This window comes from Flexivirga meconopsidis (genome assembly GCF_026162425.1).
Classification (GTDB): Bacteria; Actinomycetota; Actinomycetes; order Actinomycetales; family Dermatophilaceae; genus Flexivirga; species Flexivirga meconopsidis.
In genome coordinates, this window is sequence record NZ_JAOBQJ010000003.1 from 723,453 (window position 1) to 750,316 (window position 26,864).

General features: G+C 69.8%; 22 protein-coding genes and 1 tRNA gene. 16 read left to right on the forward strand and 7 right to left on the reverse strand.

Annotated features, from left to right (window positions below):
• Window positions 1-22: 22 nt before the first annotated feature.
• Complete coding sequence (locus N2M23_RS13270) at window positions 23-1,282, reverse strand: phosphotransferase (protein ID WP_265446129.1); 1,260 nt, start codon at window positions 1,280-1,282, stop codon at window positions 23-25.
• Between the two features lie 47 nt (window positions 1,283-1,329).
• Between N2M23_RS13270 and nudC the strand changes: the two genes are divergently transcribed.
• The 6 genes from nudC to N2M23_RS13300 all read left to right on the forward strand — a co-directional run bounded on the left by nudC (window position 1,330) and on the right by N2M23_RS13300 (window position 7,476).
• Window positions 1,330-2,238, forward strand: a complete 909-nt coding sequence (gene nudC / locus N2M23_RS13275; RefSeq protein WP_265446182.1) for an NAD(+) diphosphatase — start codon at window positions 1,330-1,332, stop codon at window positions 2,236-2,238.
• Window positions 2,235-4,388: an ATP-dependent DNA helicase UvrD2 gene (locus tag N2M23_RS13280; RefSeq protein ID WP_265446130.1), complete on the forward strand. Its 2,154-nt coding sequence runs from the start codon at window positions 2,235-2,237 to the stop codon at window positions 4,386-4,388. Before nudC ends, N2M23_RS13280 begins: the two co-directional genes overlap by 4 nt.
• 200 nt (window positions 4,389-4,588) lie before the next feature.
• On the forward strand, window positions 4,589-4,891 hold the full coding sequence (locus N2M23_RS13285; protein ID WP_265446131.1) for a hypothetical protein: 303 nt from the start codon (window positions 4,589-4,591) through the stop codon (window positions 4,889-4,891).
• A 105-nt stretch (window positions 4,892-4,996) separates the two neighbouring features.
• Window positions 4,997-5,389, forward strand: a complete 393-nt coding sequence (locus tag N2M23_RS13290; protein WP_425270233.1) for a WhiB family transcriptional regulator — start codon at window positions 4,997-4,999, stop codon at window positions 5,387-5,389.
• A gap of 493 nt (window positions 5,390-5,882) precedes the next feature.
• Window positions 5,883-6,512: a DUF6801 domain-containing protein gene (locus N2M23_RS13295; RefSeq protein ID WP_265446132.1), complete on the forward strand. Its 630-nt coding sequence runs from the start codon at window positions 5,883-5,885 to the stop codon at window positions 6,510-6,512.
• A 325-nt stretch (window positions 6,513-6,837) separates the two neighbouring features.
• Window positions 6,838-7,476 carry a DUF6801 domain-containing protein gene (locus tag N2M23_RS13300; protein WP_265446133.1) on the forward strand — a complete coding sequence of 213 codons (639 nt, stop codon included), beginning with the start codon at window positions 6,838-6,840 and terminating at the stop codon, window positions 7,474-7,476.
• An 81-nt stretch (window positions 7,477-7,557) separates the two neighbouring features.
• Here the strand turns inward: N2M23_RS13300 and N2M23_RS13305 are convergent, their stop codons facing one another.
• Window positions 7,558-8,877 (reverse strand): ABC1 kinase family protein, encoded by a 1,320-nt coding sequence (locus tag N2M23_RS13305; protein ID WP_265446135.1) that lies wholly within the window; start codon window positions 8,875-8,877, stop codon window positions 7,558-7,560.
• Window positions 8,874-9,860, reverse strand: a complete 987-nt coding sequence (locus tag N2M23_RS13310; RefSeq protein ID WP_265446136.1) for a TOMM precursor leader peptide-binding protein — start codon at window positions 9,858-9,860, stop codon at window positions 8,874-8,876. Before N2M23_RS13310 ends, N2M23_RS13305 begins: the two co-directional genes overlap by 4 nt.
• A 53-nt stretch (window positions 9,861-9,913) precedes the next feature.
• Between N2M23_RS13310 and N2M23_RS13315 the strand changes: the two genes are divergently transcribed.
• Complete coding sequence (locus N2M23_RS13315) at window positions 9,914-10,483, forward strand: M48 metallopeptidase family protein (RefSeq protein ID WP_265446137.1); 570 nt, start codon at window positions 9,914-9,916, stop codon at window positions 10,481-10,483.
• Between the two features lie 19 nt (window positions 10,484-10,502).
• On the opposite strand, the gene N2M23_RS13320 is transcribed toward N2M23_RS13315, so the two are convergent.
• Both N2M23_RS13320 and N2M23_RS13325 read right to left on the reverse strand, forming a co-directional pair.
• The gene (locus tag N2M23_RS13320; RefSeq protein ID WP_265446138.1) at window positions 10,503-11,033 is read right to left on the reverse strand and encodes an NUDIX hydrolase; all 531 of its coding nucleotides are present in this window, start codon (window positions 11,031-11,033) and stop codon (window positions 10,503-10,505) included.
• Window positions 11,030-12,544 carry a zinc-dependent metalloprotease gene (locus N2M23_RS13325; protein ID WP_265446139.1) on the reverse strand — a complete coding sequence of 505 codons (1,515 nt, stop codon included), beginning with the start codon at window positions 12,542-12,544 and terminating at the stop codon, window positions 11,030-11,032. The genes N2M23_RS13320 and N2M23_RS13325 overlap by 4 nt, the downstream gene beginning before the upstream one ends.
• Window positions 12,545-12,784: 240 nt before the next feature.
• Here N2M23_RS13325 and N2M23_RS13330 point away from each other — a divergent pair, with 240 nt between their 5' ends.
• Together N2M23_RS13330 and N2M23_RS21015 are read left to right on the forward strand one after the other, a co-directional pair.
• Window positions 12,785-13,213, forward strand: coding sequence for a molybdenum cofactor biosynthesis protein MoaE (locus tag N2M23_RS13330; RefSeq protein ID WP_265446141.1), 429 nt, complete (start codon window positions 12,785-12,787; stop codon window positions 13,211-13,213).
• A gap of 14 nt (window positions 13,214-13,227) precedes the next feature.
• Window positions 13,228-14,313: a YlbL family protein gene (locus tag N2M23_RS21015; protein WP_265446142.1), complete on the forward strand. Its 1,086-nt coding sequence runs from the start codon at window positions 13,228-13,230 to the stop codon at window positions 14,311-14,313.
• 27 nt (window positions 14,314-14,340) lie between these two features.
• Here N2M23_RS21015 and N2M23_RS13340 read toward each other — a convergent pair whose 3' ends face one another.
• On the reverse strand, window positions 14,341-14,883 hold the full coding sequence (locus tag N2M23_RS13340; protein WP_265446143.1) for a PPA1309 family protein: 543 nt from the start codon (window positions 14,881-14,883) through the stop codon (window positions 14,341-14,343).
• A 126-nt stretch (window positions 14,884-15,009) separates the two neighbouring features.
• On the opposite strand from N2M23_RS13340, the gene N2M23_RS13345 reads away from it, so the two are divergent.
• Together N2M23_RS13345 and N2M23_RS13350 are read left to right on the forward strand one after the other, a co-directional pair.
• Window positions 15,010-18,078, forward strand: coding sequence for a UPF0182 family membrane protein (locus N2M23_RS13345; RefSeq protein ID WP_265446144.1), 3,069 nt, complete (start codon window positions 15,010-15,012; stop codon window positions 18,076-18,078).
• Window positions 18,079-18,185: 107 nt separating this feature from the next.
• Window positions 18,186-18,262: transfer RNA gene (locus tag N2M23_RS13350), tRNA-Met, on the forward strand.
• A 171-nt stretch (window positions 18,263-18,433) separates the two neighbouring features.
• Here N2M23_RS13350 and N2M23_RS13355 read toward each other — a convergent pair.
• Window positions 18,434-22,741 (reverse strand): FtsK/SpoIIIE domain-containing protein, encoded by a 4,308-nt coding sequence (locus N2M23_RS13355; RefSeq protein WP_265446145.1) that lies wholly within the window; start codon window positions 22,739-22,741, stop codon window positions 18,434-18,436.
• A gap of 242 nt (window positions 22,742-22,983) precedes the next feature.
• Here N2M23_RS13355 and N2M23_RS13360 point away from each other — a divergent pair, with 242 nt between their 5' ends.
• From N2M23_RS13360 to N2M23_RS13380, 5 genes are all read left to right on the forward strand, one after another.
• Window positions 22,984-23,469, forward strand: a complete 486-nt coding sequence (locus N2M23_RS13360) for a mycothiol transferase (RefSeq protein ID WP_265446146.1) — start codon at window positions 22,984-22,986, stop codon at window positions 23,467-23,469.
• Window positions 23,470-23,568: 99 nt separating this feature from the next.
• Window positions 23,569-24,792 (forward strand): TadA family conjugal transfer-associated ATPase, encoded by a 1,224-nt coding sequence (locus N2M23_RS13365; protein ID WP_265446147.1) that lies wholly within the window; start codon window positions 23,569-23,571, stop codon window positions 24,790-24,792.
• Window positions 24,789-25,652, forward strand: a complete 864-nt coding sequence (locus N2M23_RS13370; RefSeq protein ID WP_265446148.1) for a type II secretion system F family protein — start codon at window positions 24,789-24,791, stop codon at window positions 25,650-25,652. The genes N2M23_RS13365 and N2M23_RS13370 overlap by 4 nt, the downstream gene beginning before the upstream one ends.
• The gene (locus N2M23_RS13375) at window positions 25,649-26,581 is read left to right on the forward strand and encodes a type II secretion system F family protein (protein ID WP_265446149.1); all 933 of its coding nucleotides are present in this window, start codon (window positions 25,649-25,651) and stop codon (window positions 26,579-26,581) included. Before N2M23_RS13370 ends, N2M23_RS13375 begins: the two co-directional genes overlap by 4 nt.
• Window positions 26,582-26,630: 49 nt before the next feature.
• A complete protein-coding gene (locus tag N2M23_RS13380; protein ID WP_265446150.1) occupies window positions 26,631-26,753 on the forward strand; it encodes a hypothetical protein in 123 nt (40 codons plus the stop codon).
• Window positions 26,754-26,864: the final 111 nt, after the last annotated feature.

The following is a 26,864-nucleotide window of genomic DNA, read 5'->3' on the forward strand; positions in this document are numbered from 1 at the left end:
GCGACTGGGCGCGCCCGCGACCTCAGCGGCGTTCGGCGTCCTCGCCGTCCTCCAGCGGGTATGACGAGGGCTCCGGGCCTTCGTCGACGTCTTCCGCCGGCTCAGCCGCGTCGCCCCCGATCTGCTCCGGCTCGGCCGCGTCGCCGTCGGCCTCGCCCGGTGCGGGTGTCCCCGCCGCGGCGTCGTCCGAAACATCCTGCGCAGCAACGGTTTCCGGCTCCTGATCCGGGGCGCGCGCGATGGGGATCTCCACGGTCTCGTCGTCGGACTCGGCGTCGGTGAGCTCCACCACCTCGATGTCCGCGGGATCGACCGCGGGCGCTGGTTCCTCCTCGACCGGCGCCGGCCGGCGCCGGCCAGGTGTGGGCGGCATCAGTGACTCGTCGTCCTGGGTGGCCTCGTCGAGCCGCCGCAACGCGGACGCCCGGCGGTGGATCAGGTCGTCGTCGTCGGTGGACACGGCGTCGAGCAGCGCGTTGACCCGCTGCAGTTCGGCCGCCAGCCGCACCCGGCGCTCCAGGTGCGGGTCGGGCGCGTCGCGGCGGGCTGCGGCATACGCCTCGAGCACGGTGTCGAACGACTCCGACGGCGCCAGCACCGACAACACCGCGAAATCCTCGGCAGGATCGGAGACTCCGGCCCGTTCCCAGCCGGTGATCGCCGAGATGTCGCCGTCGACCAGCACGTGGGCGCCCTCCAGGGGTCCGTGCACGGTGCAGGTCGCGAACTTCCAGAGCGTGACCTCCTCCAGCGCGCGCTCCCAGCGGGCGAGCAGGCCGGTCGGCACCTGCCCGGTCGCGGCCGCCCGGTCGAGGGTCGCAAGGCGCCGGGCGCGGTAGGCGTCGGCGTCGTAGGTCGGCAGACCGGCTTCCTCGACCACGCGCGGGTCGACGTCGTGCAGCACCGCGAGCGCGCTGCCGACCGCCCGGGCGAGGTCGCCGCCGGCGGCGAGCTCCCGCCATACCGACGGGGTGCCGCGCAGCCGCGGCTGGACCGCCACGGTCGACCCGTCATCGGCGGTGATGGTGCCCTCGATGCGCGGCAGCGCATAGGGCAGGCGCTTGGCGAGCAGCTTCAGCAACGCATCGGACTGCTCCATCTGTGCGCCGGCGGCGGTGCTGAGACTGGCGCGCACCACCCACTGCTTGTCGTCGTCGGTGGTCAGGTAGGCCACCTGGAAGCGATCGTCGCGATGAGTTTCGGTGCCTTGCACCATGGTCGGGCGCATGCGGGGCACCGCAGCGCTGGCGAGCGCGGCAAGGGCAAGCGGACTGCGAAGCACGGCCCCACGGTATGCCGAACCGGCGGCATAACCTGGATGCCGTGCCCATGGCTTTCGATCTTTCCCTTTCCCACACCACCCTCGACCGCGGCTCCGAGCTGCGCCGTGACCCCGATCTCCTGCCGCGGCTGCTCGCCGACCCCATGACCGGCGTGCTCGAACTGCACGGCGATCGCTTCCCGGTGAGCGACGACGGGAAAACGCTCGTCCTGCGGCCACCCGCTCCGGCGGATGCCGGCGAGCTCCTCATCTATCTCGGCGAGGTCGCAGGACGCGCGGTGATCTGTGTGGCACTGCCGCGCGACGACCGCGACGACCTGTCGGGGCTGCGCCACGTCGGGGCTTCACTCGGCCCGGACGACGTCGGCATCGCGGTGACTGCGATCGGCATCGCCAATTGGCATGCGGCACAAGGGTTTTGCCCGTTCAGCGGACACGCCACGGAGGTCGCCGAGGCGGGCTGGCTGCGGCACTGCCCGGGATGCGGTCGCGATCACTACCCCCGCACCGACCCGGCGGTCATCATGTCGGTCATCGACGCCGACGACCGCATCCTGCTCGGCCGCGGGCACAACTTCGCCGGCAAGGGGATGTCGGTGCTCGCTGGTTTCGTGGAGCCCGGCGAGTCGCTGGAGGCCGCCGTCGCCCGCGAGGTCATGGAGGAGGTCGGAGTGCCGGTCACGGATGTGCAGTTCCTCGGCGATCAGCCGTGGCCGTTCCCGGCATCCCTGATGGTCGGGTTCACCTGCCGGGCCACCGCGACCAAGCTCACCCTCGACCCGGTCGAGATCGCCGACGCCCGCTGGTTCAGCCGCACCGAACTGGCCGACGCGGTCGCCGACGGGCAGCTGCGTCTGTCGCCGCGTTTGTCGATCGCCCGGCACCTCATCGAGCATTGGTATGGCGGGGCGATCGACCAGCCCGCCGGCGAGCCGTTCCTGCGGTCGTCCCGATGACCACCCAGACGAGCGCCACAACGGCCGACGACGTCCTCGCCGGCCTCGACCCCGAGCAGCGCGAGGTGGCGAGCAACCCGCTCGGGCCCATGTGCGTGCTGGCCGGCGCCGGCACCGGCAAGACCCGGGCCATCACCCACCGCATCGCCTACGGCGTGCACTCGGGCGCCTACCGTGCCGATCGCGTGCTCGCGGTGACCTTCACCGCCCGCGCCGCGGGGGAGATGCGCACCCGGCTGCGCGGCCTCGGCCTGCCCACCGTGCAGGCCCGCACCTTCCACTCCGCCGCCCTGCGGCAGTTGCAGTATTTCTGGCCGCAGGCGATCGGCGGGCCGACGCCCACCGTGCTGAAGCAGAAGGCGCCGGCCGTCGGCGAGGCGGGCGCGCGGCTGCGCCTGGAGCTGGACCGGGTCGTGATCCGCGACCTGGCCGCCGAGATCGAGTGGGCAAAGGTGTCGATGCTGACCCCGGAGACCTACCGCGCCGCCGCCGCCCGGGCCGGCCGGTCACCCGCCGACCTCGACCTGACCGCGATGGCGCGGCTCTGGGAGACCTACGAGGAGGTGAAGTCGGCGCGTGGCGTGATCGACTTCGAGGACGTGCTGCTGCTGATGGCCGGCGTGCTCGCCGACCGGGAGGACATCGCGGCGACCGTGCGCGGCCAATACCGCCACTTCGTGGTCGACGAGTATCAGGACGTCAACGCCGTCCAGCAGGCGCTGCTCGACCAGTGGGTGGGGCAGCGGCCCGACCTTTGCGTAGTCGGTGACCCGGCGCAGACCATTTACTCGTTCACCGGCGCGACACCGCGCCACCTGCTCGACTTCGCCCGGCGCCGCCCGGACACCCGCACCGTCCGGCTGGTGCGCAACTACCGTTCGACCCCGCAGGTGGTCGGTCTGGCCAACCTGGTGCTCGACGCCGGGCCGCGCCGCGCGGAGTCGGTGCAGCTGCAGGCCCAGCGCGATGGCGGGCCCATGCCGGTCCTGAGCGCGCAGCCCGATGACGACGCCGAGGCGTCATACATCGCTGCGGAGGTGAAAAAGCTTCTCGCGCAAGGGGTCCCGGCCAGTGAGATCGCCGTCCTCTACCGGGTCAACGCGCAGAGTGAGGCGATCGAGCAGGCGCTGTCCGCAGCCGACGTGCCCTACCTGGTGCGCGGCGGCGAGCGCTTCTTCCAGCGCAAGGAGGTGCAGCAGGCAATCGTGCTGCTGCGCGGCGCGGTGCGCGGCGACGACGGCAGCGAACCGCTCGGCCGACTGGTGCGCGACATCCTGACCGGCGCCGGTTGGTCACCGCAGCGCCCGACGGGCGGCGCGGTCCTCGAACGCTGGCAGTCGCTCAACGCACTTGCCGAACTCGCCGATGACCTCAGCGCCGCCGACGAGGGCGTGCGGATCCGTGAGCTGGTCGCCGAGCTCGACCGGCGAGCCGGTGAACAACACGCGCCCACCGTCGAGGGCGTGACGCTGGCCTCGCTGCACGCCGCCAAGGGTCTGGAATGGGATGCGGTCTTCCTCGTCGGCTGCTCCGACGGCCTCATCCCGATCTCACTGGCCGAGGGACCGCAGGCGATCGAGGAGGAGCGCCGGCTGCTGTATGTCGGGCTCACCCGCGCCCGCACCCACCTGACGCTGACCTGGGCGGCCGCGCGCAACCCCGGCGGCCGGGCGACCCGGCGACCGTCCCGCTTCCTCGACGCGGCGGCCCCGGTGCTCGGGGAGGGTGCCCGCAGCACCCCGAAATCGGCGAAATCAGCCGCGCCCTCGGGCGGCCGGGGCGGCAAGTCGGTCAAGCCGCGCGCCTGCCGCACCTGCGGCGAGATGCTGGAGTCGGCCGCCGAGCGCAAGATCGGCCGCTGCAACGACTGCCCGGCGACCTATGACGAGGCGCAATTCGAGGCCTTGCGGACCTGGCGGCTGGAGGTCGCCACCGGCAGCAAGGTGCCGGCCTTCGTGGTGTTCACCGACGCGACGCTGGTCGCGATTGCCGAACGCCTACCGACCGACACCGCCGCGCTGGCGCGGATCTCCGGCGTCGGCAAGCACAAGCTGGACACCTACGGCGAGTACGTCCTAGCGGTGCTGGCCGGTGAGGACCCGACCGAGGTCGCCGCCCGATGTGTCGCGGACCGTGCCGCATCGGCCTGATCCGGGCGGCCGATCTTTGACTCGGAGTGGTGAAATCCGTTGTCTCACAACATGTTTCAAATAGCGCGACGTGCCGGGCAAAGTTTTTCAGTAATTAAGTTGCTCGCGGCAATGAGCACGCCGTAGCCTGAACGACGTCCAGCCCAGACGTCTCGGTGGCGCGCTGGGGACCGCGAGAAGCGAAAGGAGGGTCGGCAACGATGGGAAACATCATGATGCCGCTGCTGTGTGAAACACCTGCCGCGATGACCCCTGCCCTTCTCGCCATGCCGGCCCTCAAGCCCGCGCGTGCTGGATCCCAGGGCACCAGTGTCTTCGCGGCGATCGACGCCAGCAACGGCATCGGCGGTCAGCTCATCGTGCGTGACCGCGCTGTCGCTTTCGGTGCCCGTGTCACGGGTGAGGTGTCGGCGCTGGTCATCGATCGCGACGTGCCGACCTACCACAACTCCAAGTTTGCCGGCGGTGTCAGCCGTTCCGCAGTGGGGAGACCTCCCGTCTGAGGCGACAACTCAGACAGGTCCTTCCAAGGCCGCGGAACCCGACACCAGGGTCCGCGGCCTTTTTCGTGTCGCAGGCCGTCCAACCACAACAGGGAAGCCCAGCTCATGTTGCCGAGCACGACCACGAAGAACGCAGCACCGGCCCACCAGGCCGGTGCCGAGCAGGAAGGACCCCGCACCCGGGGTCGCCACGACAAGGAGGTGCCACCGATGATGCTCACCGATCTGATAGACGCCACCGAGTTGGCCGCGCAATGCGGCGAACAGCTGCCATGCCGGGTCAACGACCCGGAGCTGTGGTTCGCCGAGCGCCCGGCCGACCTGGAGTTCGCCAAGTCGCTGTGCAGTGACTGCCCGCTGCGCGAGGCCTGCCTGAGCGGCGCCCTGGAGCGTGAGGAGCCCTGGGGCGTCTGGGGCGGCGAGCTCTTCGAGCACGGCGTCGTCATCCCCCGCAAGCGGCCCCGTGGCCGCCCGCGCAAGCAGACCGTGGCCGCGTGATCGCCGTGCCGTCTGCTCGTCGGGTCGTCTCATCGACCCACTCATCAGTCCGTATGACGGAGGGCCGGCCAGCCCTCGTCGGTGGAAGCCGGTCCTCCGCCATACGTGAAAATGCTTGTTATCAAAAGGCTTTCATCATGTTTCAGTTGCTGAGGGTCGAGCCCCTGCGGGCTCGGCAGCCGGGCGCTCCGCCGCCGGGACGGCAACCGCACCGGACACCTCCGGTGCGCAGGCCGGTCCCGACGACCGTTCCCGCCAAGTGAGCAAGTACGCCGCGATAACGCGGCACCGACAGTGCGACCCGAAGCCGGCCACGGCTCACCGTGGCCGGCTTCGTGCTGTTCGCGGCCAGCCGCTGACTTTGGCAAACTTTTAACTTACGCATACGTAATATTGGTTTTTTCGGACACTCGCCCAGTGTTAGCTTCATCACACCTACTCGCTGGTATTCCAGCGTCAGCTCCGCCGTTCGGCGGTCAATCCTGGAGGTTTCATGAAGCAGCGGCACACGTCTCGTTCCCTTCGGCGCAGCGCGGCAATCGCGGCGCCGATCCTCGCTGCCGGACTCGCCACCGCGGCCGTTGCGCCGTCCGCGCAGGCGGCTCCCGGCCCGACCAAGACCTACACCGCCTCGCTCAGCATGGGCTGCAAGGCGACGTCGCCGATCGCGGTCGACCTCGGCACCTGGACCGGATCGGTCTCGGTGGACCTGCCCTCGTCGGCCGCCTCCGGTGACCAGTTGGCGCCTCCGCCGCTCAAGGCCACCATCAATGTGCCCGGCAGTGCGACCTCCGCGATGAGCCTGATCGGCGCCAAGAACATCCTGTCCGGGACGGCCAAGGCGCCGTACAGCGTGACCGGTGCGGTTGCGAGCCCGGGCAATCGCAGCGCGAACCTGACCGTCGCCAACACGCCGATCCCGATCACCGGGGGTCAGCCGGTGACCACGACCGCGACCGGTGTCGGCCAGGCCGAGACGGCGTCGGGATCGGGCAATGCCGTTGTGCAGATTCAGAGCCCGATCAGCATTGCGCTCGTGACCGACAGCCCGACCAGCCCGAATGTCGCCGTCACCTGCACGTTGCCCAGCCCCGTGACGCTGGCGACGATTCCGGTCAGCTGACGCGAAGCGACGACATCACGCCCCTCGGGTGGGCGGGCGAACGGCCCCGGAGGTAACCGACCTCCGGGGCCGTTTCGTCGGCTCGGCAGGTGTCGCTGCCGACTCCAGTGCCGTGGCGCCAGAAAAATTGGACACCTACCAAAAACGGGTTACGAAATCGTAGGAGAATCCCCACGGGCGTCGTGGATCACTGTTAGCCTCCTCACACTACTGACTGGTAGGTAGCTGTCTCGAGACAAGCCATGACCCGATGACGGGTCGCATGCAGCACAGGCGGGGGCTCGGGGCGGTGCACCCCATTTCGGATGTCTCCCCTGGAGGACGCATGACCCAGCAGAACCCTGTGAAGAAGCAGATCTCCCGACGCACGCTCGCCAAGGGCGCGGCATGGTCGGTCCCGGTGGTCGCGACCGCCGTCGCCGCTCCTGCCGCCACCGCCAGCCCGGGCCCGGTCCAGACCTACTCGGCGCCGATCCAGATGGCGTGCAAGGCCACGGCGCCGCTAGCCCTCGACCTGGGCACCTGGGACGCCACGATCAGCACGCAGCTGCCGTCGTCCGCCGCGCCGGGCGACCAGCTCAACTCACCGCCGATCAGCGCGGATGTCACGGTGCCCGGCAGCGCGACCAGCGCCATGTCTCTGGTCGGCGCCAAGAACATCCTGTCGGGCACCGCGGACTCGACCTACAGCGTGAGCGGTGCCGTCGTGAACGGCGGCAGTCGAACCGCGTCGCTGACTGTGCAGAACACTCCGATCGCGGTGACCGGTGGCCAGCCGGTGAACACCACGGCCTCGGGAGTTGGTCAGGGCGAGACCGCCGGCCCCGGCACCGGTAGCGCAACGGTGCAGGTGACCGGTCCGATCGAGATCGCTCTGGTCACTGACAGCGCGACCAGCCCGAACGTCGCGGTGACCTGCACGCTCGCCGCCCCGGTCACGCTGGCCAGCATCCCGATCAACTGAGCAACTCGGGGGACACCCGCACCAGGGAGCGGCCCGGAGGATTCGTCCTCCGGGCCGCTCCGTGCGTGCGGCTTGTGCGGTTCAGACCACTGGCAGGTCCGACCCGGGCACGTTGCGATCAAAGATCGCGCGCGCAGGCACCGTGCCGCCGATCTGGCACAGCACCGCGATGCCGCCCAGCCAGGCGCGGTGGATCAGCACGTAGCTGGGCGGCAGGTTGAGGCGTAGGCCGACGGTGAAGGTCGCGTTGCGTGGGTCGTTGAGGTAGTTGAAGACGCCGCGCAGCCAGTCGCGGTCGAAGTGGAAATCGTTGTTGCGCAACGGTTTCAGGAAGATGCCGAGGTAGTCGAGCACATCCTCGGCGTCGACGTCGATCGACGGTTTGACGAACCCCTCGTCGCGCAACCCGTCCAGCAGCGTCTCCGCGTCGCCCCGCACCGCGGCGGTGATGAGCTCACCCATCGCGGGCGGCAGACCATCCGGCAATCGGTTGACGGCGCCGAAGTCCAGCACCCCGAGTCGCCCGTCGGGCAGCAGCCGGAAGTTGCCCGGGTGCGGGTCGGCGTGCAAGAGACCGGCCCGCTCGGGACCGCCGACCAGAAACTCGAAGTAGCGGCTGGCCGCCAGGTCTCGCTCGTCCTGGGTGCCGTCCGCGATGATCTCCGACAGCGGCGTGCCACCGAGCCACTCGCTGACGATCACCTTGTCGGTGGCCGAAACCACCTGGGGCAAGAGGAAATCCGGGTCATCAGCGTAGGCATCGGCGAACTGTTCCTGCATCGCTGCCTCGAGCCGGTAGTCGGTCTCCTCGGCCATCCGGCCCTTGAGCTCCTCCAGGATCGGCGCGACCTCCAGGCCGGGGATCCAGCCGGTGCTCATCCGGGCGACCCGGGACAGCTGATTGAGATCGGACAGCAGTGCCTCGGCGGCGCCCGGATATTGCACCTTGACCGCGACCTCGCGCCCGTCCCGCCATACGGCATGGTGGACCTGGCCGATCGAGGCCGCAGCGCGCGGCTGCTCCTCGAACTCGGTGAACTTCGACCGCCAGCGGGTGCCGAGCTCGGCGCGCAGCGTCGCGTGCAACGACTTGGTGGGCATCGGGGGAGCGGTGTCCTGCAGCTTGGTCAGCATCGCCCGGTATGGCGCTGCCAGGTCCTCCGGCAGGGCAGCTTCAAACATCGACAGCGACTGCCCGAATTTCATCGCGCCGCCCTTCAGGGTGCCGAGCACCTTGAAGAGCTGCTGCGCGGTCTGCGCCTGGAGCTCGGCGGTCACCGCTTCGGCCGGCCGGCCGCCGACCCGCTTGCCGAGCCCGACCGCGGCCCGCGCACCGAAGCCGATCGGCAGCGTCGCCAGTCGGGCCGCGCGCACCACGGTCTTGCGGGGGAGATCGCTCACCCGGTCATTGTCTCCTGTCGCCCGGCAGCGGCGCAGCAGGCCGGGTGCACCGGCCACAGGTGATGGGAGATGCGCGGGGTCGGTAGCTGCATGGACAGACTCACCCCGGCCGGAAGCGGCACCTCGCTCAGCAGTCCACTGACCACGTTGGCGACCAGTCCCGCTGCCATTGCGGCGATCTCGGGTCGCGCGTCGACCGACTCGTCGATGCTGCCGGAGGAGGACCGGGTCGCCGCCCAGTTGGCCCAGGCCGGGTCACGGTCGGCGCGGTGCCGGTCGAGACAGTGCAGGCAGGGGCCGGCATCGGGGCGGATCAGCGGTCCCACGACCAGCTGGTCGCCCGAGACGATAACCGGCAGCTGCCGTATCCCGTGCCGCTGCCAGCGGCCGCCGGTCCACGGCGCAAGCGCGTCGACCGCAGGCAACACCACCACGTCGGGTAGCTCGCGACCGCTGGTGGGTCCGTGCTCGAGCCGGGCGATGGCCACGTCGTCGGTGACGACCTCGGCGACCGAGTGCCGCAACGCCCGGGCCACCTCCTGCGCCACCGACCCGGAGCCCACGACCGCGACCCGGCCGGTGCCGATGCGCACCGGCGCGAGCGCGACGGCCGCGGCGCACAACTGGGCGGCGACCGCCGACCACCGCCTGCCCGGGACCGCGGCGCGGCGGAGTTGATCGGGCTGCAGCGTCGGACCGAGGGTGAGGATCGCGGTGGCTTCGGCTCGGCTCAACCCGCTGAGGACGAGGCCACCCGGGCGGGCGCCTTCCAGAAGCACCTCGTCGTCGCCGCGTCGGCGCGCCCGCAGCGCGGCGGTGACGGGACGAGTGGCGGGTGAGGTGTGCTCGCGGGTCATGGCTGCCTCGGAACTGATCGGTGCGCGGTCGGGGCACCGCGCCGGGAAGAGGTTCACCGTGCCACCGATGACGTCCGGCGTGCCGGACGTTGTCCACAGGGGGGCCTTCGCCGGATGTGATTCCACAGCACGGCCGCACGCTCATCGCCTTTGTCACCGCGGTGGCTTAGGTTCGAGGCATGGAGCCGTCGCCGCAGGTCGAGGTACGACGCTCGACGCGTCGACGGCGCACCGTCTCGGCATACCGCGAAGGCGACCGCATCGTGGTGCTGATGCCGGCCCGCGTCTCCAAGCGCGAGGAGACCCGGCTGGTCGAGGAGATGGTGCGTAAGGTGCTCGCGCAGGGCGCCCGCCGGCCGCGCAGTGACGAGGACCTGATGCGTAGGGCCGAGCAACTGTCGCAGCGCTACCTCGGCGGCCTTGCACACCCGGTCTCGGTGCGCTGGGTCGGCAACCAGCGGTCCCGCTGGGGCTCGTGTACGCCGGCCAATGCCACGATCCGGCTGTCCGACCGGCTGCAGGGCATGCCCGAGTTCGTCAGCGACTACGTGCTGTTGCATGAGCTTGCGCACCTGCTGCAGCCCGATCACGGCAAGAGCTTCTGGGCGCTGCTGGAGGGCTACCCCCAGTTGGAGCGGGCCCGCGGTTACCTCGAGGGCGTCGCGTTCGGCTCCGGCATGCCCGCACCGACCGCGCCACCGGACGCGGACGACATCGAGGGTGAGGACAGCAGCGACACGCTCTTCTGAGGCGGCCGGCGGCTGCGGATCAGGCGCGCAGGGTCGCGACGCAGTCGGCCAACCCGGGGTCGGTGTCGTCCGGCAGCGCGGCGACCGGCCACCAGCGCACGTCGTCGGACTCGTCCGAGACGGCGATCGCGGCATCCGGCGGGGCGGTCGCCGCGATGCGCAGGTCGAGGTGCGCGCGGCAGCGCCCGAAGCTCTCGCCGAGGGTGTGCCGGTCGAGGAAGAGCGCGCCCGGCACGGCACGCAGTCCGGCGATGCCGGACTCCTCGGTCGCCTCCCGCAACGCAGCGCCCACGACGGTTGTGTCGCCGGGTTCGAAGTGGCCGCCCGGCTGCAGCCACAGCCGGGCCTTCTTGTGCAGCACCAGCAGCACCTCGCGGCGGTCGGCGGAGAAGACCACCGCGCTCGCGGTGAAGTGCTCCGGTGGCCCCTCGCGCCGCAGCCCCGCATCGCCGTATGACGAGAGCTGCGCCAGGAACGCGTCGCGTTGGTCCGACGGTGGCGCGGCGGTCAGCAGTGCGTGCGCATCGGCGGCGAGGCGGGTGGCGCTCACTTCGCCGGGTTACTGCCGGTGCCGCCCTCGTCAGGCTTGTCGTCGGCGTCGTTGTTCCCGGAACCGTTGTCGCCGGAACCGCTGTCGCCGGAAGGCTTTTCGCCGCGTTCGGCATCGAGTTCGGCGGCGCCCTGGGCGAGGAGCGCCTCGAGCGCAGCATCGACCTCGTCAGGTTGCGGCGCCGCGGACTCGGGCGACTCGCGGCGCTGCACGTAACCGGCCGGGTTGTCCAGGTCGGCCGCGGTCGGCGCGAAGTCGGGGTGCTTCCAGGACGCATCGCGCTGCTCGGCACCGAGCGCGCTCTCCAGCGCGGTGAAGACGTCCGCCGCGTCGCGCAACCGGCGGGGCCGCAACTCCAGGCCCACCAGGGAGGAGAACACACGCTCCGACGGGCCGCCGGTCGCCCGCCGCCGGCGCACCGCCTCGGTCAGTTGCGCAGTGTGCGGCAGGTGATCGCCGGCAGCCTCGTTGGCGACCACCTCGACCCAGCCTTCGACGAGCGCCAGCAGCGTCTCCAGGTGAGCCAGCGCCCGCTGCTGCGCCTCGGACGGCTCCGGGCTGAACAGCGACCCCTGCAACGCCTCCTGCAGCGCGGCCGGGTCGGACGGGTCGGCTCCGGCGACGGCCTGCTCGATGCCCTCGGTGTCGATCGAGATGTCCCCGGCATACGACTGGACGGCGGCGATCAGCGCCGGGCCGAGCCATGGCACGGACGCGAACAGTCGCGCCCGGGCAGCCTCGCGGACGGCGAGGTAGAGGTGCACCTCGCCGGCGTCGATGCCCAGTCCTTCGGCGAACTCGGCGACGTTGGCCGGCAGCATCGCGACGCCGTCGACGAGCGGCAGCCCCACCTCGGTGCCGCTGACCAGGTCGCCGGCGAGGGCGCCCACGGCCTGGCCGACCTGCGCACCGAACATGCCGGCGCTCATGCGCGCCATCATCGGCTGCATCTGGCCCATCAGCGCGGCCGGGTTCATCCCCGCCGGCAGCCCCAACTGCTCCGCGTCACCGGGATCGAGCCGGCCAAGCTGCTCGCGCATCGCCGACTCGATCGCGCCGTTCACGCCATAGGCGACCGGTTCGACCAGTTGGCGCCACATGGGCATCGTCTCCTCGACCCATTCGGCGCGGCTGAGCGCCTTCGCCGGACCGGCCGCCGGGAATTCGGTCACCACGTCGAGCCAGAGGTTGGCGACCTGGACCACCTGGTCGACATCGCGCGCGGTGGCGGCGCTGACACTGCTGTCGCCTTCGGCGGCAACGGTCTTGCGCGCCACGTCGGTGGCGAGCTCGACGTTGAAGGCGCCGTCGACCGGGCCGGACATCATTGCCTGCAACTGGCTGCTGAGCGCCTGCATCATCGACGGGTCGAGGTCTTGCACGCCCATCTGCTGCAGCGCGTCGGCTAGTTGCTGATTGTCGGTGTCACCGCCCAGCACCTGCCGCAGCAACTCGGACAGGTCAGGCTGGTTCGGGTCGTCGTCGGGGCGCTGCGCCGGGTCGTTCGACATGTCATCTCCTTGCCACGTGGGTGGCGGCATACCCTCGGTGCATTCGACGGTATGCCGTCGAGAGGTCATCGAGCGAAGTCTTCCTTGTGAAGTACATAACCACGAAGGAGCGAATGTGAGTTCCACAGGGCGGCGTGTTCGCTCCGGGCGCAACCGACGGCGGGCAGTATGTCGGTCGGCATACGTCTGCGCGGGGTGCACGCCGGTGCTGCAGCCGGTGCGCAGGGAAGGGATGACGCGATGACCACGGGTGACCCACGGGTGCGACTTGCCGACCTGCGCGACAGCGAGCTGTCCGTCACCGATGTGCTCGGTGCGGTCAGTGATCCGGGCGCCGGCGGCATCGGCCTCTTCGTGGGGCAGGTGCGCACACAGGACCATGCCAAAGCCGTTGAACTACTTGACTATTCGGCGCACCCATCAGCGATCGACGAGCTGCGCAAGGTCGGCGAGGAAGTGCTCACCGACGACATCACCGCGCTTGCCGCGGTGCACCGGATCGGCCGGCTGCGGGTCGGCGACATCGCCGTCGTCGTGGCGGTGAGCGCACCGCACAGAGGGCCCGCGCTCAGCGTGTGCACAGCCATGATCGACACTCTCAAGGCGCGGGTGCCGATCTGGAAGCACCAGGTTTTTCTCGACGGATCTGACGAATGGGTGGGGTTGTGACGCAGCCGGCAGGTGTGAGTGATGCTGACCGATCGACGGCGCCGACCAAGCAGCGCTCGCTCAGCACCCGCAACATCGTCGTCCTGGTCACCGCGATCGTGCTGGTCGTCGCGGTCGCGGCGCTCAACCTGATCCACGTCCCGGTGGCGATCCTGCGGCCCGGCCCGGTGACCAACACGCTCGGCAAGGTGGACGGCAAGCCGGTCATCGAGGTGCAGGGCGCCGACACCTACCCGACCACCGGGAGCCTCGACTTCACGACGGTGTCGATGGCGGGCGGCCCGCAGTACCCGGTCAGCGTGATGCAGTGGATCCGTGCGAAGTTCGACGACCACGCCCAGATCGACCCCGAGGACAAGTGGTTTCCCAAGGGCATCACCTCCCAGCAGGTGCAGCAGCAGAACACCGCCGAGATGACCAACTCCCAACAGACCGCGGAGGTGGTGGCGATGCGCGCCGCCGGGGTGAAGGTGCCGGAGACGATCACCGTCGCGCAGTTGCAGCCGGGAGCCGCCGCCGAAGGGCAGCTGAAGCAGGGCGACACGCTGGTCAAGGTCAACGGGGTGGCCGTGCAGAACCTGCAGTCGGTCGCCGACGCCATGGACTCGGTCAAGTCCGGCAGCAAGGTGGCGGTCACCGTCAACCGCGGGGGCAAACAGCAGCAGCTGCAGGTGCCGACGGCGACCGGCCCGGAAGGCAGGGCCGTCTTCGGCATCGCGATCACGCCGAACTACAAGTTCCCCTACCAGGTGAAGGTCAATGCCGGTGACGTCGGCGGACCATCGGCGGGCACGATGTTCAGCCTGGCGATCTACGACCTGATCACGCCGGGCGCGCTGACCGGTGGCAAGAAGATCGCCGGCACCGGCACGATGAGCGAGGACGGCTCGGTCGGGCCGATCGGCGGGATCGCGCAGAAGATGCAGGGTGCCAAGGACGCCGGGGCGCAGTTCTTCCTGGCGCCGGTGAGCGACTGCAGTGACGCCAAGGGGAACATCCCGAAGGGGCTGACGGTGGTGAAGGTGGAGACCTTCAACGACGCGCTCACCGCGGTGAAGCAGATCGGCACCGGGAAGACCACCGGCTTCCCGAGCTGCTGACATTCGCGGCCCGCGCCGTCGTTGCCGTCAGTCCTCCAGGGTGACCTTGAGGGCGTGCACCAGGCCGGGGGCGATGTCGTCGCCGATCGCGACCTTGTCGTCGCTGTCGTTCGCGCGCTGCCGTAGCAGGCAGACCGACTCCCCGTCGCGCAGCACCGCCACCAGCAGCCGCACGTCGGACCGGTCCGGGTGCGCGGCCAGCGCCTCGGACGCCTCCTCGGGGTTGTCGGGCAGATCGCGCTCGGCCTCCGGCGGCACCACGATGCGCTCGATCGCGAGCGCGACGCCGTCGACCTCGGGCGGCCAGGCAAGTTGCCGCAGCAGTGACTCGATGTTCGAGGTCTGTGGCACGCCCTCCTGCTCGATCGTGCTGTATGCCGCAGGATCCGCCGCGCCGAGTTGCTCGGCGAGGGCCGGCTCGCGCTGCAGCAGGTCGGCGTTGCGGGCGATCGCGAACAGCCGCGGCGCCTGGTCCCACCCGGCGGCCGCGACGTGCCGCTCGGTGTCGACCGCCGCCTCGGCGAGCGGGCTGAGCACGGGTTTGACCTTGGGGGAGTCGTCTTGCGGCATACCGACAATGCTGCCGTATGACGCCGGCCTGCCCGATCTGCGGGGCGGCCTCATAAGTCGCCGGGTTAAGTTGTCCGTGACGAAGTAGCCCCACCCGCCACATGAACCCCGAACCCGAGGCCCACGTTGACTTCTTCGGACGACCCCGCCGACGGCGGCAACGAGCAGAGTCCCGACCGTCCGCGCGTCGATTTCGGGCGGATCGGCACGACCCGCGGCCGGCGGTTGCTCATCGCGGTGCTGGTGGTCATCGCCCTCGTCATACTCGTGCAGGTCTGGGCGAACGTGTGGACCACCAAGCTGTGGTTCGACAGCCTCGGCTACTCCTCGGTGTTCCGCACCGAATACCTCACCAAGGGCACGATGTTCGTGGCTGGCGGGTTGATCACCGGGTTGCTGATCTTCGCCAGCATGCTCATCGCCTACCGGAGTCGGCCGCTCTATGCCCCGGCGACGCCGGAGCTGGACAACATGGACCGCTACCGGGAGGCGATCGAGCCGTTCCGCAAGGTGGCCTTCTGGGTGATCCCGATCCTGTTCGGGCTGTTCGCCGGTTCCGCGGCCGCCGGGCAGTGGAAGCTGGCCCTGCTGTGGCTCAACCGGCAGAGCTTCGGCGTCAAGGACCCGGAGTTCAACAAGGACATCGGCTTCTACGTCTTCACTCTGCCGTGGCTGCAGCTGATCTTGAGCTTCCTCACGATGGCGCTGATCCTGTCGCTGGTCGCGGCCGTCGTGATGCATTACCTGTATGGCGGAATCTCCTTGCAGGGCATCGGAGTTCGCACCACCGGCGCCGCCCGCATCCACCTGTCGCTGATCCTTGCGGTGTTGGTGCTGGGCCGGGCGCTCGCCTACTGGCTGGGCCGTTACGACCAGACCGCCCGGGACAACTCGCTGTTCACCGGCATCGACTACACCGCACAGAACGCCGTGCTGCCGTCCAAGGCGCTGCTGGCGGGCGCGGCGGTGATCTGCGCCGTGTTGTTCGTCGCCACCATCTGGACCCGCACCTGGCGGTTGCCGATCGTCGGGCTCGCCTTCCTGCTGGTGTGTGCGATCGTGCTTGGCGCAATCTACCCGGCGCTCGTGCAGCGCTTCCGGGTGCGCCCGTCCGAGCAGTCGCTGCAATCGCCATACATCAGCCGCAACATCGCCGCGACCAAGGCGGCATACGGCCTCAACGACATCAAGACAGAGACGTATTCGCCGACAACCGACACCAGCAAGAACCAGCTCCAGAAGGACCGGGCCACGGTGCCGGGCATCCGGCTGGTCGACCCGTCGATCGTGTCGCCGACCTTCCGGCAGTTGCAGGGTCAGCGCAACTACTACCAGTTCGGCAACACCCTGGACGTCGACCGCTACGACATCGACGGCAAGAGCCAGGACGCCGTCGTCGGGGTGCGCGAACTCGACCTCGACGGCGTGCCGGCGGCGCAGCGCAACTGGGTCAACGACCACACGGTCTACACGCACGGCTTCGGCTTCGTGGCGGCCAAGGGCAACGAGCGCACTGCCGACGGCCAGCCGGTCTTCATGGAGTCGAACATCCCGCCGCAGGGCGACCTCGGCAAGTATGAGCCGCGAATCTACTTCGGGGAGTCATCGCCGCAATTCTCCATCGTGGGGGGACCGGCTAATGGGCCGAAGCGCGAATTGGACTACCCCGACTCGAAATCCGGCGGTGAGCAGCGCACGACCTACACCGGCGGCGGGGGAGTCGGGATCGGCTCGTGGGGCCGCAAGCTCGCGTATGCCGTGAAATACCACGACTACAACTTCATGTTCTCGGGGTCGATCAACTCCCAGTCGCGGATCCTCGACACCCGCAACCCGGTCGACCGGCTGAAGAAGGTCGCGCCGTGGCTGACCGTCGACGGCGACCCCTACCCGGTGGTCGAGGACGGCCGGATCGAATGGGTGGTCGACGGCTACACCACCTCGGCGCAGTACCCGAACTCGCAGCTGCAGTCGCTCGGCAATGCGACCGCCGACTCGCTGACCGCGACCTCGGAGAACCTGCGGACCCTCGCCGGCGGCCGGGTCAACTACATCCGCAACTCGGTGAAGGCCACGGTCGACGCCTACACCGGCAAGGTCACGATGTACGCCTGGGACGAGAAGGACCCGGTGCTGAAGGCGTGGATGAGCGCGTTCCCGGGCACGGTCAAGCCGATGTCGCAGATCTCCGCCGGTCTGATGTCGCACCTGCGGTATCCCGAGGACCTGTTCAAGGTGCAGCGCGAGCTGCTCACCAAATACCACGTGACCGACCCGGGTCAGTTCTTCCAGGGCAACGACCAGTGGCAGATCCCGACCGACCCGACCAGTGAGGGGGCTCAGCAGCCGCCCTACTACCTGTCGCTGGCGATGCCGGATCAGCAGACGCCGACGTTCTCGTTGACCACGACGTTCATCCCGACCGGAACCCGGCAGAATCTGTCGGCCTTCATGGCGGTCGACGCCGACGCGGGTTCGACCGCCGGGCAGAAGCGGCCCGGCTACGGCACCTTCCGGGTGCTCGAGATGCCCCGGAACGCCACGGTGAAGGGTCCGGGGCAGTTCCAGAACGACATCAACTCCTCGCAGGCGGTGTCCCCGACCACCGGGCAGACGCTGTCGCAGTTCCTGACCTACAACAAGCAGGTGGGCTCGCAGGTGCAGGAGGGCAACCTGCTCACGCTGCCGATCGGCGACGGCCTGCTGTATGTCGAGCCGATCTACGTCCGGGCCGCCGGCAGCACCTCCTTCCCGCTGCAGAAGGCGGTGGTGGTCGAGTTCGGCGACAACCTGCAGTGGGACGTGACGCTCGACGGCGCGCTCAACGCGCTTTTCGGCGGGGACTCCGGTGCGACCGCCGGCGACCAGGGGACCGCACCCGACTCGACTCCCGCGCCGAGTCCGTCCGGATCGCCGTCACCGGCCCCGTCACCGTCGTCGACACCGAGCGGCAACCAGTCGCTCAAGCAGGCGCTCGCCGACGTGCAGAAGTGGTACGACCAGGGCCAGGCCGATCTGAAGCGGGGTGACTTCGCGGCGTACGGCAAGTCGCAGGAGGAGCTGAAGAACGCGATCAAGCGGGCGATCGGCGCGCAGGGCGGCACCGGCTCGGCGCCCACTCCGTCGCAGTCGGGCGGCTCGTCGAGTCGTCCGTCCGCCAGGCCTTCGTCACCGGCACCGACCTCGACCCGCTGAGCAGGTGCGGCTGGCGGGTGGGGCCCCGGCGCGGTGAGAAAGATCCGGGGCCGCTGAGGGCTCGATTTGGTCTGAGGGGCGGCTGCCCGTAAAGTGGTGTTCACCGACGCGGGGTGGAGCAGCTCGGTAGCTCGCCGGGCTCATAACCCGGAGGTCGCAGGTTCAAATCCTGCCCCCGCTACCAAATCCCGTCGGGATGAAAATGGGCCGGACTCTTCGCAGAGTCCGGCCCATTTCGCGTGTCGTAGGTCCTACGGGCTCCCGAGTGACGTCGAGCCGCGGCGAGTGACGACGTTCGCAATGACTGACGTCGATGTATGGACGTCACTCATTGCGAAGGACGTCACTCGGTGTGTCAGGACGATCCCTGCGGGGGCTCACCCACATCGTCATTGTCAGTCGGAGAGGTCGGGTCCGTCGCGACCTGGATCTCGACCGCTCGTCCACGTATGACGAGGGCCCCGCGTCCAGGGCGGGGGCGCTCGGGCGGCCCGGTGTCGGTGCCGAGGAGTTCGCCGTCGCGACGGCCCGGTTGCAGGATGATGCCGGTCTGGCGGCGGCGCAGCTCGGCGACCACTCCGCGGAAGGCGCCGATGAGCGTGCTGGTCTGCCCGCTTACGCAGACGATCCCTCCGGTGGGTCGGCTGCGGCTCAGGTGTGCCAGCACCAGGTCCTCGACCGGGGCACCGATCAGTTCGTCGAAGTCATCAGCCAGGATCGCCGCCCGCGGGTCGGCGCCGAGCCAGTCCGCGAGTTGCTCGGGCTGATCGGGGTCGAGCATCAGCACTGCGGACGGCAGCGAGCCGGGTGTGGTGCGTCCCGGGAGCCATCCGACCGGACGATCTGCGGACAGCTGCTGGGCGAGTGTGCGCAACGCCGTGGTGCGGCCGCTGCGTGGTGGTCCGGCGATGAGTGCGGCGAGGTCTCCGGCCGCGCCCAGCGCAATCCCGATCGGGGTGGGGTCGACGCCCCCGATGCCCACGGCGACTTCGCCTTCGGTGCGCGGCAGGTCGTGCACCGAACACGACTCCGGGATGCTCTCGAACCGTCGCACTCCGTGCGCCGACATCGATGCAGCAAGAGACGAAACACATTGGGAGAAGGACACTTTCGAGTCCACGGGAAGGAGTTCGGCAATCTGCAGCTCCGTGCCGTCCGGTGCGACGAGGGCGCGACCCGGGGGCATCGAGTCGGGCAGCTGCACGGGCCGAAGACCAAGGAGGCCGGCGTCGGAGGGGTCGGCGAGCCGGAGCACGAGCCTGCTGGAGAACGCACTCGCCACGCGGCCGCTGAACAGGCCGCGGCCCCCGGTCACGATGGCATGGATGCCGACCGCGGCACCGTCGCGCAGCACTTGGAGCAGGTCGTCGGTAAGACGCCCGAGCGTCACGTCGTCACTGACCTCGGTGAAGGTCTCCCAGCCGTCGACGAGCACCAGGATGCGGTGCACGGATCCATTGGTGGTGAGGTGGTCGGCGATCGATATGGATCCCGACGACGCGATCGCTTGCTGGCGCTGCTGGATCTCGCCGCCGAGCCACTCGATCAATCGGACCAGTCGGCCCACCTCGTCGCGCGGGATCACCGCTCCGACCTGCGGCAGGGCGGACAGCCCGGCGAGCGAGCTCGAGCCGTCGACGACGTAGATCGCCAGGCCACCGTCCGGCCAGAGCCGGGCGGCCTGCACCGCCAGTGTGCGGATCGCGGTCGTGCGACCGGAGCGTGGGCCGCCCACGATCGCGAGGTGGCCATCGGAGTCGGGGGCCCAGGCGACGGTGCGGGTCGCCTGGTCGGCGGGAAGGTCGGCGCGGGCGAAATCGACGGACTCGGGTAGGGCCGGTGTCCCGAGGACGGTGCGGCGTTCGCCGTCGAGCTCTTCGACAACCAGGCGATGCGGCAGGGGTGCGAGCCAGGGTGAGGGCGGCGGCACGACGCCCTGGCGTTCGGTCGCGGCCCGGATGGCCGCGACCGTCTGTTGCAGATCCGTCGGCCCGTCGTCGTCAAGGGTTTTCGCGCTCCAGGTCGGCGGGTCGCCGGGACGGGCCACCAGCCCGACCCTGACGTCGTCGTCTGCTGCATGACTGCGACCTGCGATGCGCGCGGTCTGGAAGTCCACCGGCGCACCGCCGCCAGTGCGCACGATGGCCCGGCCGGGCTGGGCCGCGGACAGGTGCGCGGCGAGATTGCTGCCGATCACGTCCTGTGAGTCGGCCTCGTCGCGCACCCGCAGCGCAATGCGCAGGTTGACGTTGGCCCGGATGTCGGCGGACACCACCCCTGCCGGTCGTTGCGTCGCCAGCACCAGGTGGATGCCGAGCGAGCGGCCGACCGCGGCGAGCCGCACCAGGCCGGCGATGAAGTCGGGCAACTCCTCGGCGAGCACCCGGAACTCGTCGATCACCAGCACGAGCCGAGCGAGCAGGCCGCTGCCGGCGACCCGCCGGTAGTCCTCCAGGTCCTTCGCACCCGCCGCGGCGAGCAGCCGCTCGCGCCGCCGCACCTCCGCGTCGAGCGACTCCAATGCGCGCTCGGTCAGGTGCGCATCCAGGTCGGTGACCAGGCCGACGGCATGTGGGAGCGCCGCGCAATCCTGGAACGCCGCACCGCCCTTGTAATCGATCAGGACGAAGACCAACTCGTCGGGCCGGTTGCCCAGCGCCAACGAGGTCACCATCGTCTGCAGCAGCTCGGACTTGCCGGCGCCGGTGGTGCCGGCGATCAACGCGTGCGGTCCGTCTGTGGCGAGGTCGACCGTCAGCGGGCCGGTCGGTCCCAGCCCGAGCGGCGCGCGGGTGGTGCCGGACTGCTCGGCCCACCTCGCGGCCACCGACTCAGCATCCGTTGGATCCGTCAGCGACTCTGCTCGCCACAGGTCGAGCAATGACGCGGTCGTCGGCAGCACTCCCTGGACGGTGTCGGGGGTCGCGTCGGTAAGCCCGGCAAGCTGGCGGGCCACCGCCCGGCACAGGTCCGGGGTCGGCAGGTCCGGCCGGCCCGTCACGAGTGTGTCCCCGTCGACCCGGATCGCCGTCGGACCGTCGACACGAACGGTCGTGGAGCACTCTGCGGGAAGTGCGGCAGCGTCTCCGGCCAGCGCAACGATCGACACCCCGGCACGGGGCCCCTCCCGCAGCAATCGGGTCACCTCCGGACGGGTCGCGAGGGCGCCCACTCCATCGAGCACGATCACCGTGTGCACCGTGGGGTCGTCCTGGCTCCTCCCAGGCGGGACCTCCTCCGGGAGCAGCGCGAGTATGACGCTCGCGCATGCTTCGTCGTCGGTCTCGAAATCAAGGAGTGTAGAGGCGTCCTGCGGGTGAATCGTGAGATGTGGCAACGGAATTGCCCATCTCCATCGCGCACGCTCGGCCGCGGTCGCGCACAGGACGACGATGCGCAGGTGATGCGGTGACTGCCACGTGGCGAGTTGCAGCACCACGGCGTCGGCCAGACGGGCCCGCTCCGGTGCCGCTGCCGCAACACCGAGCACGCGGGATCGTCCGAGCGGCACCGCGATCGGGGCCTCCTGCAGGCGCTCGACGCACGGGGAGCGATCGTCGTGGGTATCGCGCACCCGGACCTGGCTGTCGATGATGCCGGTGCCGACCCGACAGGTCAGGAAGTCGTCATGATCCGGCGCGCGCGCCCACAGGCGCACGTCGCGAGCGACAGCCGCGCGCAGGGTTTCGGTGAGCGGCGGAGTGAGCACCCGGCGAAGCGCGAGTTCGGCGATCAATGCCGCATCGCGCCGGTCCAGCATTTCCCGCACTGCCGTGTCGTGCCGATGCGTCGCGTCACGGGTCCGCTGCGAGCCGCTCTTGCGGTCGCTCAGGTGCTGACCAAGCATCATCACCGGACTCAGCAGCGCGAACATCAGGAACAACGGGTTGCGCAGGACGAGGAGCAGAACGCCGGCAAGCACCAACGGCATGAGCAGCATCGCCCACGGCAGTCTGCGCCGTTCCTCCGCGGTGGGGGCCGTAGGCCGGGTCAGCTCGACGACGGGCAGCGCGGGCGCTCTGCGCGGCGGACGCTGCACGGGAATGCGGCAGGTGTCGTCACAGGTCGTGACGACCGGAGCGGGTGCGCGGCGCTCCAATGCGAACGTCGTCGAGCCGGCCCGTAGGCGGGTGCCGGCCCGCAGCTCCGATGGGACGCCCGCGGCGAGCACCACACCGTCGAGGCGGGTGCCGTTGGTCGAGCCGGCGTCGGTGACCACCGCACGACCGTGTTCGAGGGAGACCAGCAGATGATTGCGGGAGAGGTCGGGGTCCGGCAGCGAGAGCTGCGCGTCGAGTGCCCGCCCGACCCGCCGCACGTCGCCGGTGAGCGGGGTGCGTGCGCCGACGCACGGACCTTCCACTGCGACCAGACTCAGCAGGTGCTGACCCTCGGTCGCGGTCGGGGCCGCGGCGATCACGGCGTGGTTGAGCAGCGGCAGCTCACCGATCGGGTCGGAGTCGAACACCTCCTCAGCACCGATGTATGACGGGGCCGGCGCCGCCACACCCGCCTCGGCGAGGGCCGCTCGCGCTTCGCCCCAGCACGCTCCCTCCGGGACCTGCACCACCACCTCGACCGGCTCGCACGCGTCGGCCGGCAGCAGGCTCAACCGCAGCGTGCGGCTGCCGGCGGTCGGCGGGGCCTGCGCGTGCGTGGTCATGCACGGAGTCTGCGCCGGCTGCACGCCGGGCCGCTGCGCCGCGACCGCAACTTGTGGACGACCGGGTGAGGACGCCGGGGATGTGGACCGAATCGCTGCCGGTGGACAACGTCGGAAGAAGCGGTCCAGCTCGGCCTCGCCGTGCCCGACACGAACCGGTAGGTGTCGATGTGCGGCCACCTCGCCCGTCACAGTGATGGCGGCGCAACCCGCGCGACCGCCATACGACTCAAGGAGCGCCCGTGTCCGCACTCGACCAAGAACTGCTGTTGGATTTCCTCGCCGCGCAGCGGCGGCACGTGCTGTCCGCCTTCCAAAGACTGGGCGAGGAGCAGTTGCACCGCAGCGTCCTCCCGTCCGGATGGACCCCACTCGCGCTGGTGCACCACCTGACGATCGACGTCGAGATGTGGTGGTTCGGCGCGGTGGTCGACGGCGACGCCGCCGTGCGCGCCGAGATCGAGGCGGCTGACGGCTGGCGCCCGCCGGACGTCCCGTCGGCCGAGATCTTCCAGCGGTATGCCGCCGCCTGCTCGCGCTCGGACCAGATCGTGCGGGCTCGCGGTCTCGCCGCGGATCTCGCCTGGTGGCCGGACGACCATCCTCGCCATCTCGGCAACGTCCCCGAGGTCGTGCTGCACGTCATCGCCGAGACCGCGGCGCATGCCGGTCACGCGGACGCGGTCGCCGAGCTCATCGACGGCAGGCAGTGGCTGGTGCTCGACTAGGGACGTCGGGGTGGCCCGGGTGGGACGCCGGGGAATGCGGACCGAATTGCTGCCTGTGGACAACGTTTTCGACCCCTTGCCATGTGGCTTGATGAAGCCATGAACGGTGCGGACGTCATCGAGGACGAGGTGCGCGAGCTGATCCGGCGGCAGCGACTCGACCCGAGTCGGGATCAGCAGGTGCTGCATGCCCTGGTGCGTGACGCCGTGCAGGACTACGAGGAGCGCAGTCTGCACGGCGGCCTCGCTCCGCTCGGCGATCGCGAGGTGGCGACCCAGCACGTGCTCGACGCGGTCCTCGGGTTCGGCGCGCTGCAGCCCTACCTGGACGATCCGACGATCGAGGAGATCTGGATCAACGAGCCGCAGCGGGTCTTCGTGGCGCGGCAAGGAGTGGCCGAGCTGACGCCGACCATCCTGTCCGAGGAGCAGGTGCGCAACCTCGTCGAGCGGATGCTCAAACCCTCTGGACGACGCATCGACCTCTCGTCCCCGTTCGTCGACGCGACGCTGCCCGACGGCAGCCGGCTGCACGTCGCGATCCCCGACATCACCCGCAGCCACTGGCTGGTCAACATCCGCAAATTCGTGGCCCGCGCACACAGTCTCGACGATCTGGTGCGGCTGGGCACCATCACCCAGCCGACAGCCCGATTCCTCGCAGCCGCAGTGGCTTCCGGCCTCAATGTGCTGGTCGCCGGCGGCACGCAGGCCGGCAAGACCACGACGCTGAACTGCCTCGCGGCCGCCATCCCGTCCTCCGAACGTGTCGTGTCGTGCGAGGAGGTCTTCGAGCTGAAGCTCAATCTGCGCGACTGGGCAGCGCTGCAGTGCCGGCAACCCAGTTTGGAGGGCACCGGAGAAATCCCGCTGCGGCGGCTGGTGAAGGAGGCGCTGCGGATGCGCCCGTCGCGCATCATCGTCGGTGAAGTGCGTCAGGCCGAGAGTCTCGACCTGCTGATCGCGCTCAACTCCGGCTTGCCGGGTATGGCGACGCTGCACGCCAACTCGGCGCGCGAGGCGATCGTGAAGATGTGCACGCTGCCGCTGCTCGCCGGCCCCAACGTGAGCTCGACGTTCGTGGTGCCGACGGTGGCCGCCTCGATCGACCTCGTGGTCCACCTCGCGCTCGACTGTGACGGGCGGCGCCGGGTGCGCGAGATCGTCGCGGTCCCCGGCCGCATCGAGGGAGACGTCATCGAGCTCGCGGACATCTTCGTGCAACGATCGGGGAAACTGGTGCGAGGCAACGGGTTTCCCACTCACACGCAGCAGTTCGAGCGGGCTGGGTATGACGTCGCACAGCTGCTGGGGGACCGGTGAACACCGTCATACCGCTCCTGTTCGGAGCAGGCCTGTTCTGCATCTGGTGGTCGTGCTGGCCGCGCCCCCAGAAACCCGTCGAGAGCAACCGGCCAACAGCGTGGGACAAGCTCGACGACGAGATCGTCCAGGCCGGCCTGACCGGCCTCGGCCGGGCGAAACTGCTGTGGCTCTGCGTCGGCTGCGGCATGGTCGTCTTCGTCCTGGCGATGGCGGTCACGGCTGTCCCCGCCGTCGCCCTCGCCTTCGGGGCAATTGCGGCATACGCGCCGATTGCGTTGGTGCGCGGTCGCGCTCGTCGTCGTCGCTCGCAGCTGCGCGACCTGTGGCCGGACGTCGTCGATCACATCGCCTCGGCCGTCCGGGCCGGCCTCGCGTTGCCCGAGTCGCTCAGTCAGCTCGCCGTCCGTGGACCGGAGGAGCTGCGCCCGGCGTTCGCCGAGTTCGCGCACGACTACCGAGCGACGGGCCGCTTCCACGAGTGCCTTGACGCGCTCAAGGTGCGGTTGAGTGATCCGGTCGCCGACCGGCTCGTGGAGTCGCTGCGCATTGCTCGCGAGGTCGGCGGCACCGACCTGGGCAAACTGCTGCGCACGCTGTCGACGTTCCTGCGCGACGATGCCCGCACCCGGTCCGAGCTCGAGGCGCGACAGTCCTGGACCGTCAACGCCGCACGCCTCGCGGTGGCCGCGCCATGGATTGTGCTGGCAATGCTCGCAACTCGCGGGGACTCGTTGGCCGCCTACCGGCAGCCCGCAGGAGTCGCCGTGCTTGTCATCGGCACCGCGGTGACGGTGGTCGCCTATCGGATCATGCGGCGGATCGGACGGCTCCCGGTCGAAGCGCGGGTGTTGCGATGATCGCCACCTACGCATGGATCGGCGCCCTGTGCGGCGCGATGGTCGCCTGCGGGCTGCTGTTGATCTTCGCCGGACTACCGATGCGACGACGTCCCGATCTGCTTGCCCGGATCGAGCCCTATGTGCGCGACAGCCCGCGGCCGTCGCGGCTGCTCGCACGCTCGACCGACCAGCTGGACGTCAATCAGGTGCTCGCGCCGGTGCTGCGGCGACTCGGCGCGGTTGTCGACCACGTGCTCGGCGGCACCAGCTCGGTGCGGCTGCGCCTGGAGCGCTCCGGCCAGCCGGCCGATGTCGACGGCTTCCGCGCCCAGCAGGCGCTGTGGGGGTTGGCCGCGATGGCTGCCGGCGGGATATACGTGTCGCTCATCGCGGTCGGCGGCGGTGGTTCCGTGCTGCGCGCGGTCATCATCCTGCTGGTGGCGTTCCTGGCCGGGGTGGTCGCGCGGGACCAGGTGCTCACCCGGGCAGCCGAGCGTCGCGAGCAGCAACTGATGGCCGAATTCCCCGCAGTGGCAGAGATGTTGGCGCTCGCCGTCACGGCCGGTGAAGGCGCTGCGGCAGCACTGGAGCGGGTCGCGGGGCTCTCGTCCGGTGAGCTGTCCGGTGAGCTCGGCCGGTGCCTGGTCGATGCTCGCGCCGGCTCGACCCTGCCGGAGGCACTGCAGGGCCTCGCCGACCGCACCGGAGTGCCGAGCCTGTCGCGTTTCGTCGACGGCATCGTGATCGCCGTGGAGCGTGGCACCCCGCTGGCCGATGTGATGCGTGCGCAGGCGCAAGACGCCCGGGACGCCAGTAAGCAACAGCTTCTCGAGCTCGGTGGGCGGCGTGAGCTGATGATGATGGTCCCGGTCGTCTTTCTGGTGCTGCCGGTGACGATCGTCTTCGCCGTCTTCCCCGGCCTCGACGCACTCAATCTCTCCGGCTGACCTTGGAAATCACTTCGAATACAAACGGATTCACCAACAGGAGGACGACATGACAACGATCGACAAGCTGCAGTCCCGTGCCTTGCGCACCTTTCACGACGTGCAGCTGCGCTGTGCCCGGGCGGTCGCCGACCGCGAGCGCGGCGACGTGCCCGCGTATATACGGAAATGAGGTGTCTCATGAGGCAAGTCCGCATGTAACCCGAGGATCAATCTGGCTGGGGTCACTGTGTAGTTGGTGAGACAGTCCACCGTCTCGTGTGAGACACCCCGGTGGCCTGCT

Excerpts from the sequence above, each read along its gene's own strand:
- N2M23_RS13355 (WP_265446145.1), bottom strand. The coding sequence starts at position 22,741 with ATGACCACGCACGCGCAGGCCCCGCCGACCGCCGGCAGCCGCACGCTG.
- N2M23_RS13300 (WP_265446133.1), top strand. The coding sequence starts at position 6,838 with ATGACCCAGCAGAACCCTGTGAAGAAGCAGATCTCCCGACGCACGCTC.
- N2M23_RS13325 (WP_265446139.1), bottom strand. The coding sequence starts at position 12,544 with ATGTCGAACGACCCGGCGCAGCGCCCCGACGACGACCCGAACCAGCCT.
- N2M23_RS13375 (WP_265446149.1), top strand. The coding sequence starts at position 25,649 with ATGATCGCCACCTACGCATGGATCGGCGCCCTGTGCGGCGCGATGGTC.
- N2M23_RS13340 (WP_265446143.1), bottom strand. The coding sequence starts at position 14,883 with ATGCCGCAAGACGACTCCCCCAAGGTCAAACCCGTGCTCAGCCCGCTC.
- N2M23_RS13295 (WP_265446132.1), top strand. The coding sequence starts at position 5,883 with ATGAAGCAGCGGCACACGTCTCGTTCCCTTCGGCGCAGCGCGGCAATC.
- nudC (WP_265446182.1), top strand. The coding sequence starts at position 1,330 with ATGGCTTTCGATCTTTCCCTTTCCCACACCACCCTCGACCGCGGCTCC.
- N2M23_RS13280 (WP_265446130.1), top strand. The coding sequence starts at position 2,235 with ATGACCACCCAGACGAGCGCCACAACGGCCGACGACGTCCTCGCCGGC.
- N2M23_RS13285 (WP_265446131.1), top strand. The coding sequence starts at position 4,589 with ATGGGAAACATCATGATGCCGCTGCTGTGTGAAACACCTGCCGCGATG.
- N2M23_RS13380 (WP_265446150.1), top strand. The coding sequence starts at position 26,631 with ATGACAACGATCGACAAGCTGCAGTCCCGTGCCTTGCGCACCTTTCAC.
- N2M23_RS13315 (WP_265446137.1), top strand. The coding sequence starts at position 9,914 with ATGGAGCCGTCGCCGCAGGTCGAGGTACGACGCTCGACGCGTCGACGG.
- N2M23_RS13330 (WP_265446141.1), top strand. The coding sequence starts at position 12,785 with ATGACCACGGGTGACCCACGGGTGCGACTTGCCGACCTGCGCGACAGC.
- N2M23_RS13290 (WP_425270233.1), top strand. The coding sequence starts at position 4,997 with ATGTTGCCGAGCACGACCACGAAGAACGCAGCACCGGCCCACCAGGCC.
- N2M23_RS13365 (WP_265446147.1), top strand. The coding sequence starts at position 23,569 with ATGAACGGTGCGGACGTCATCGAGGACGAGGTGCGCGAGCTGATCCGG.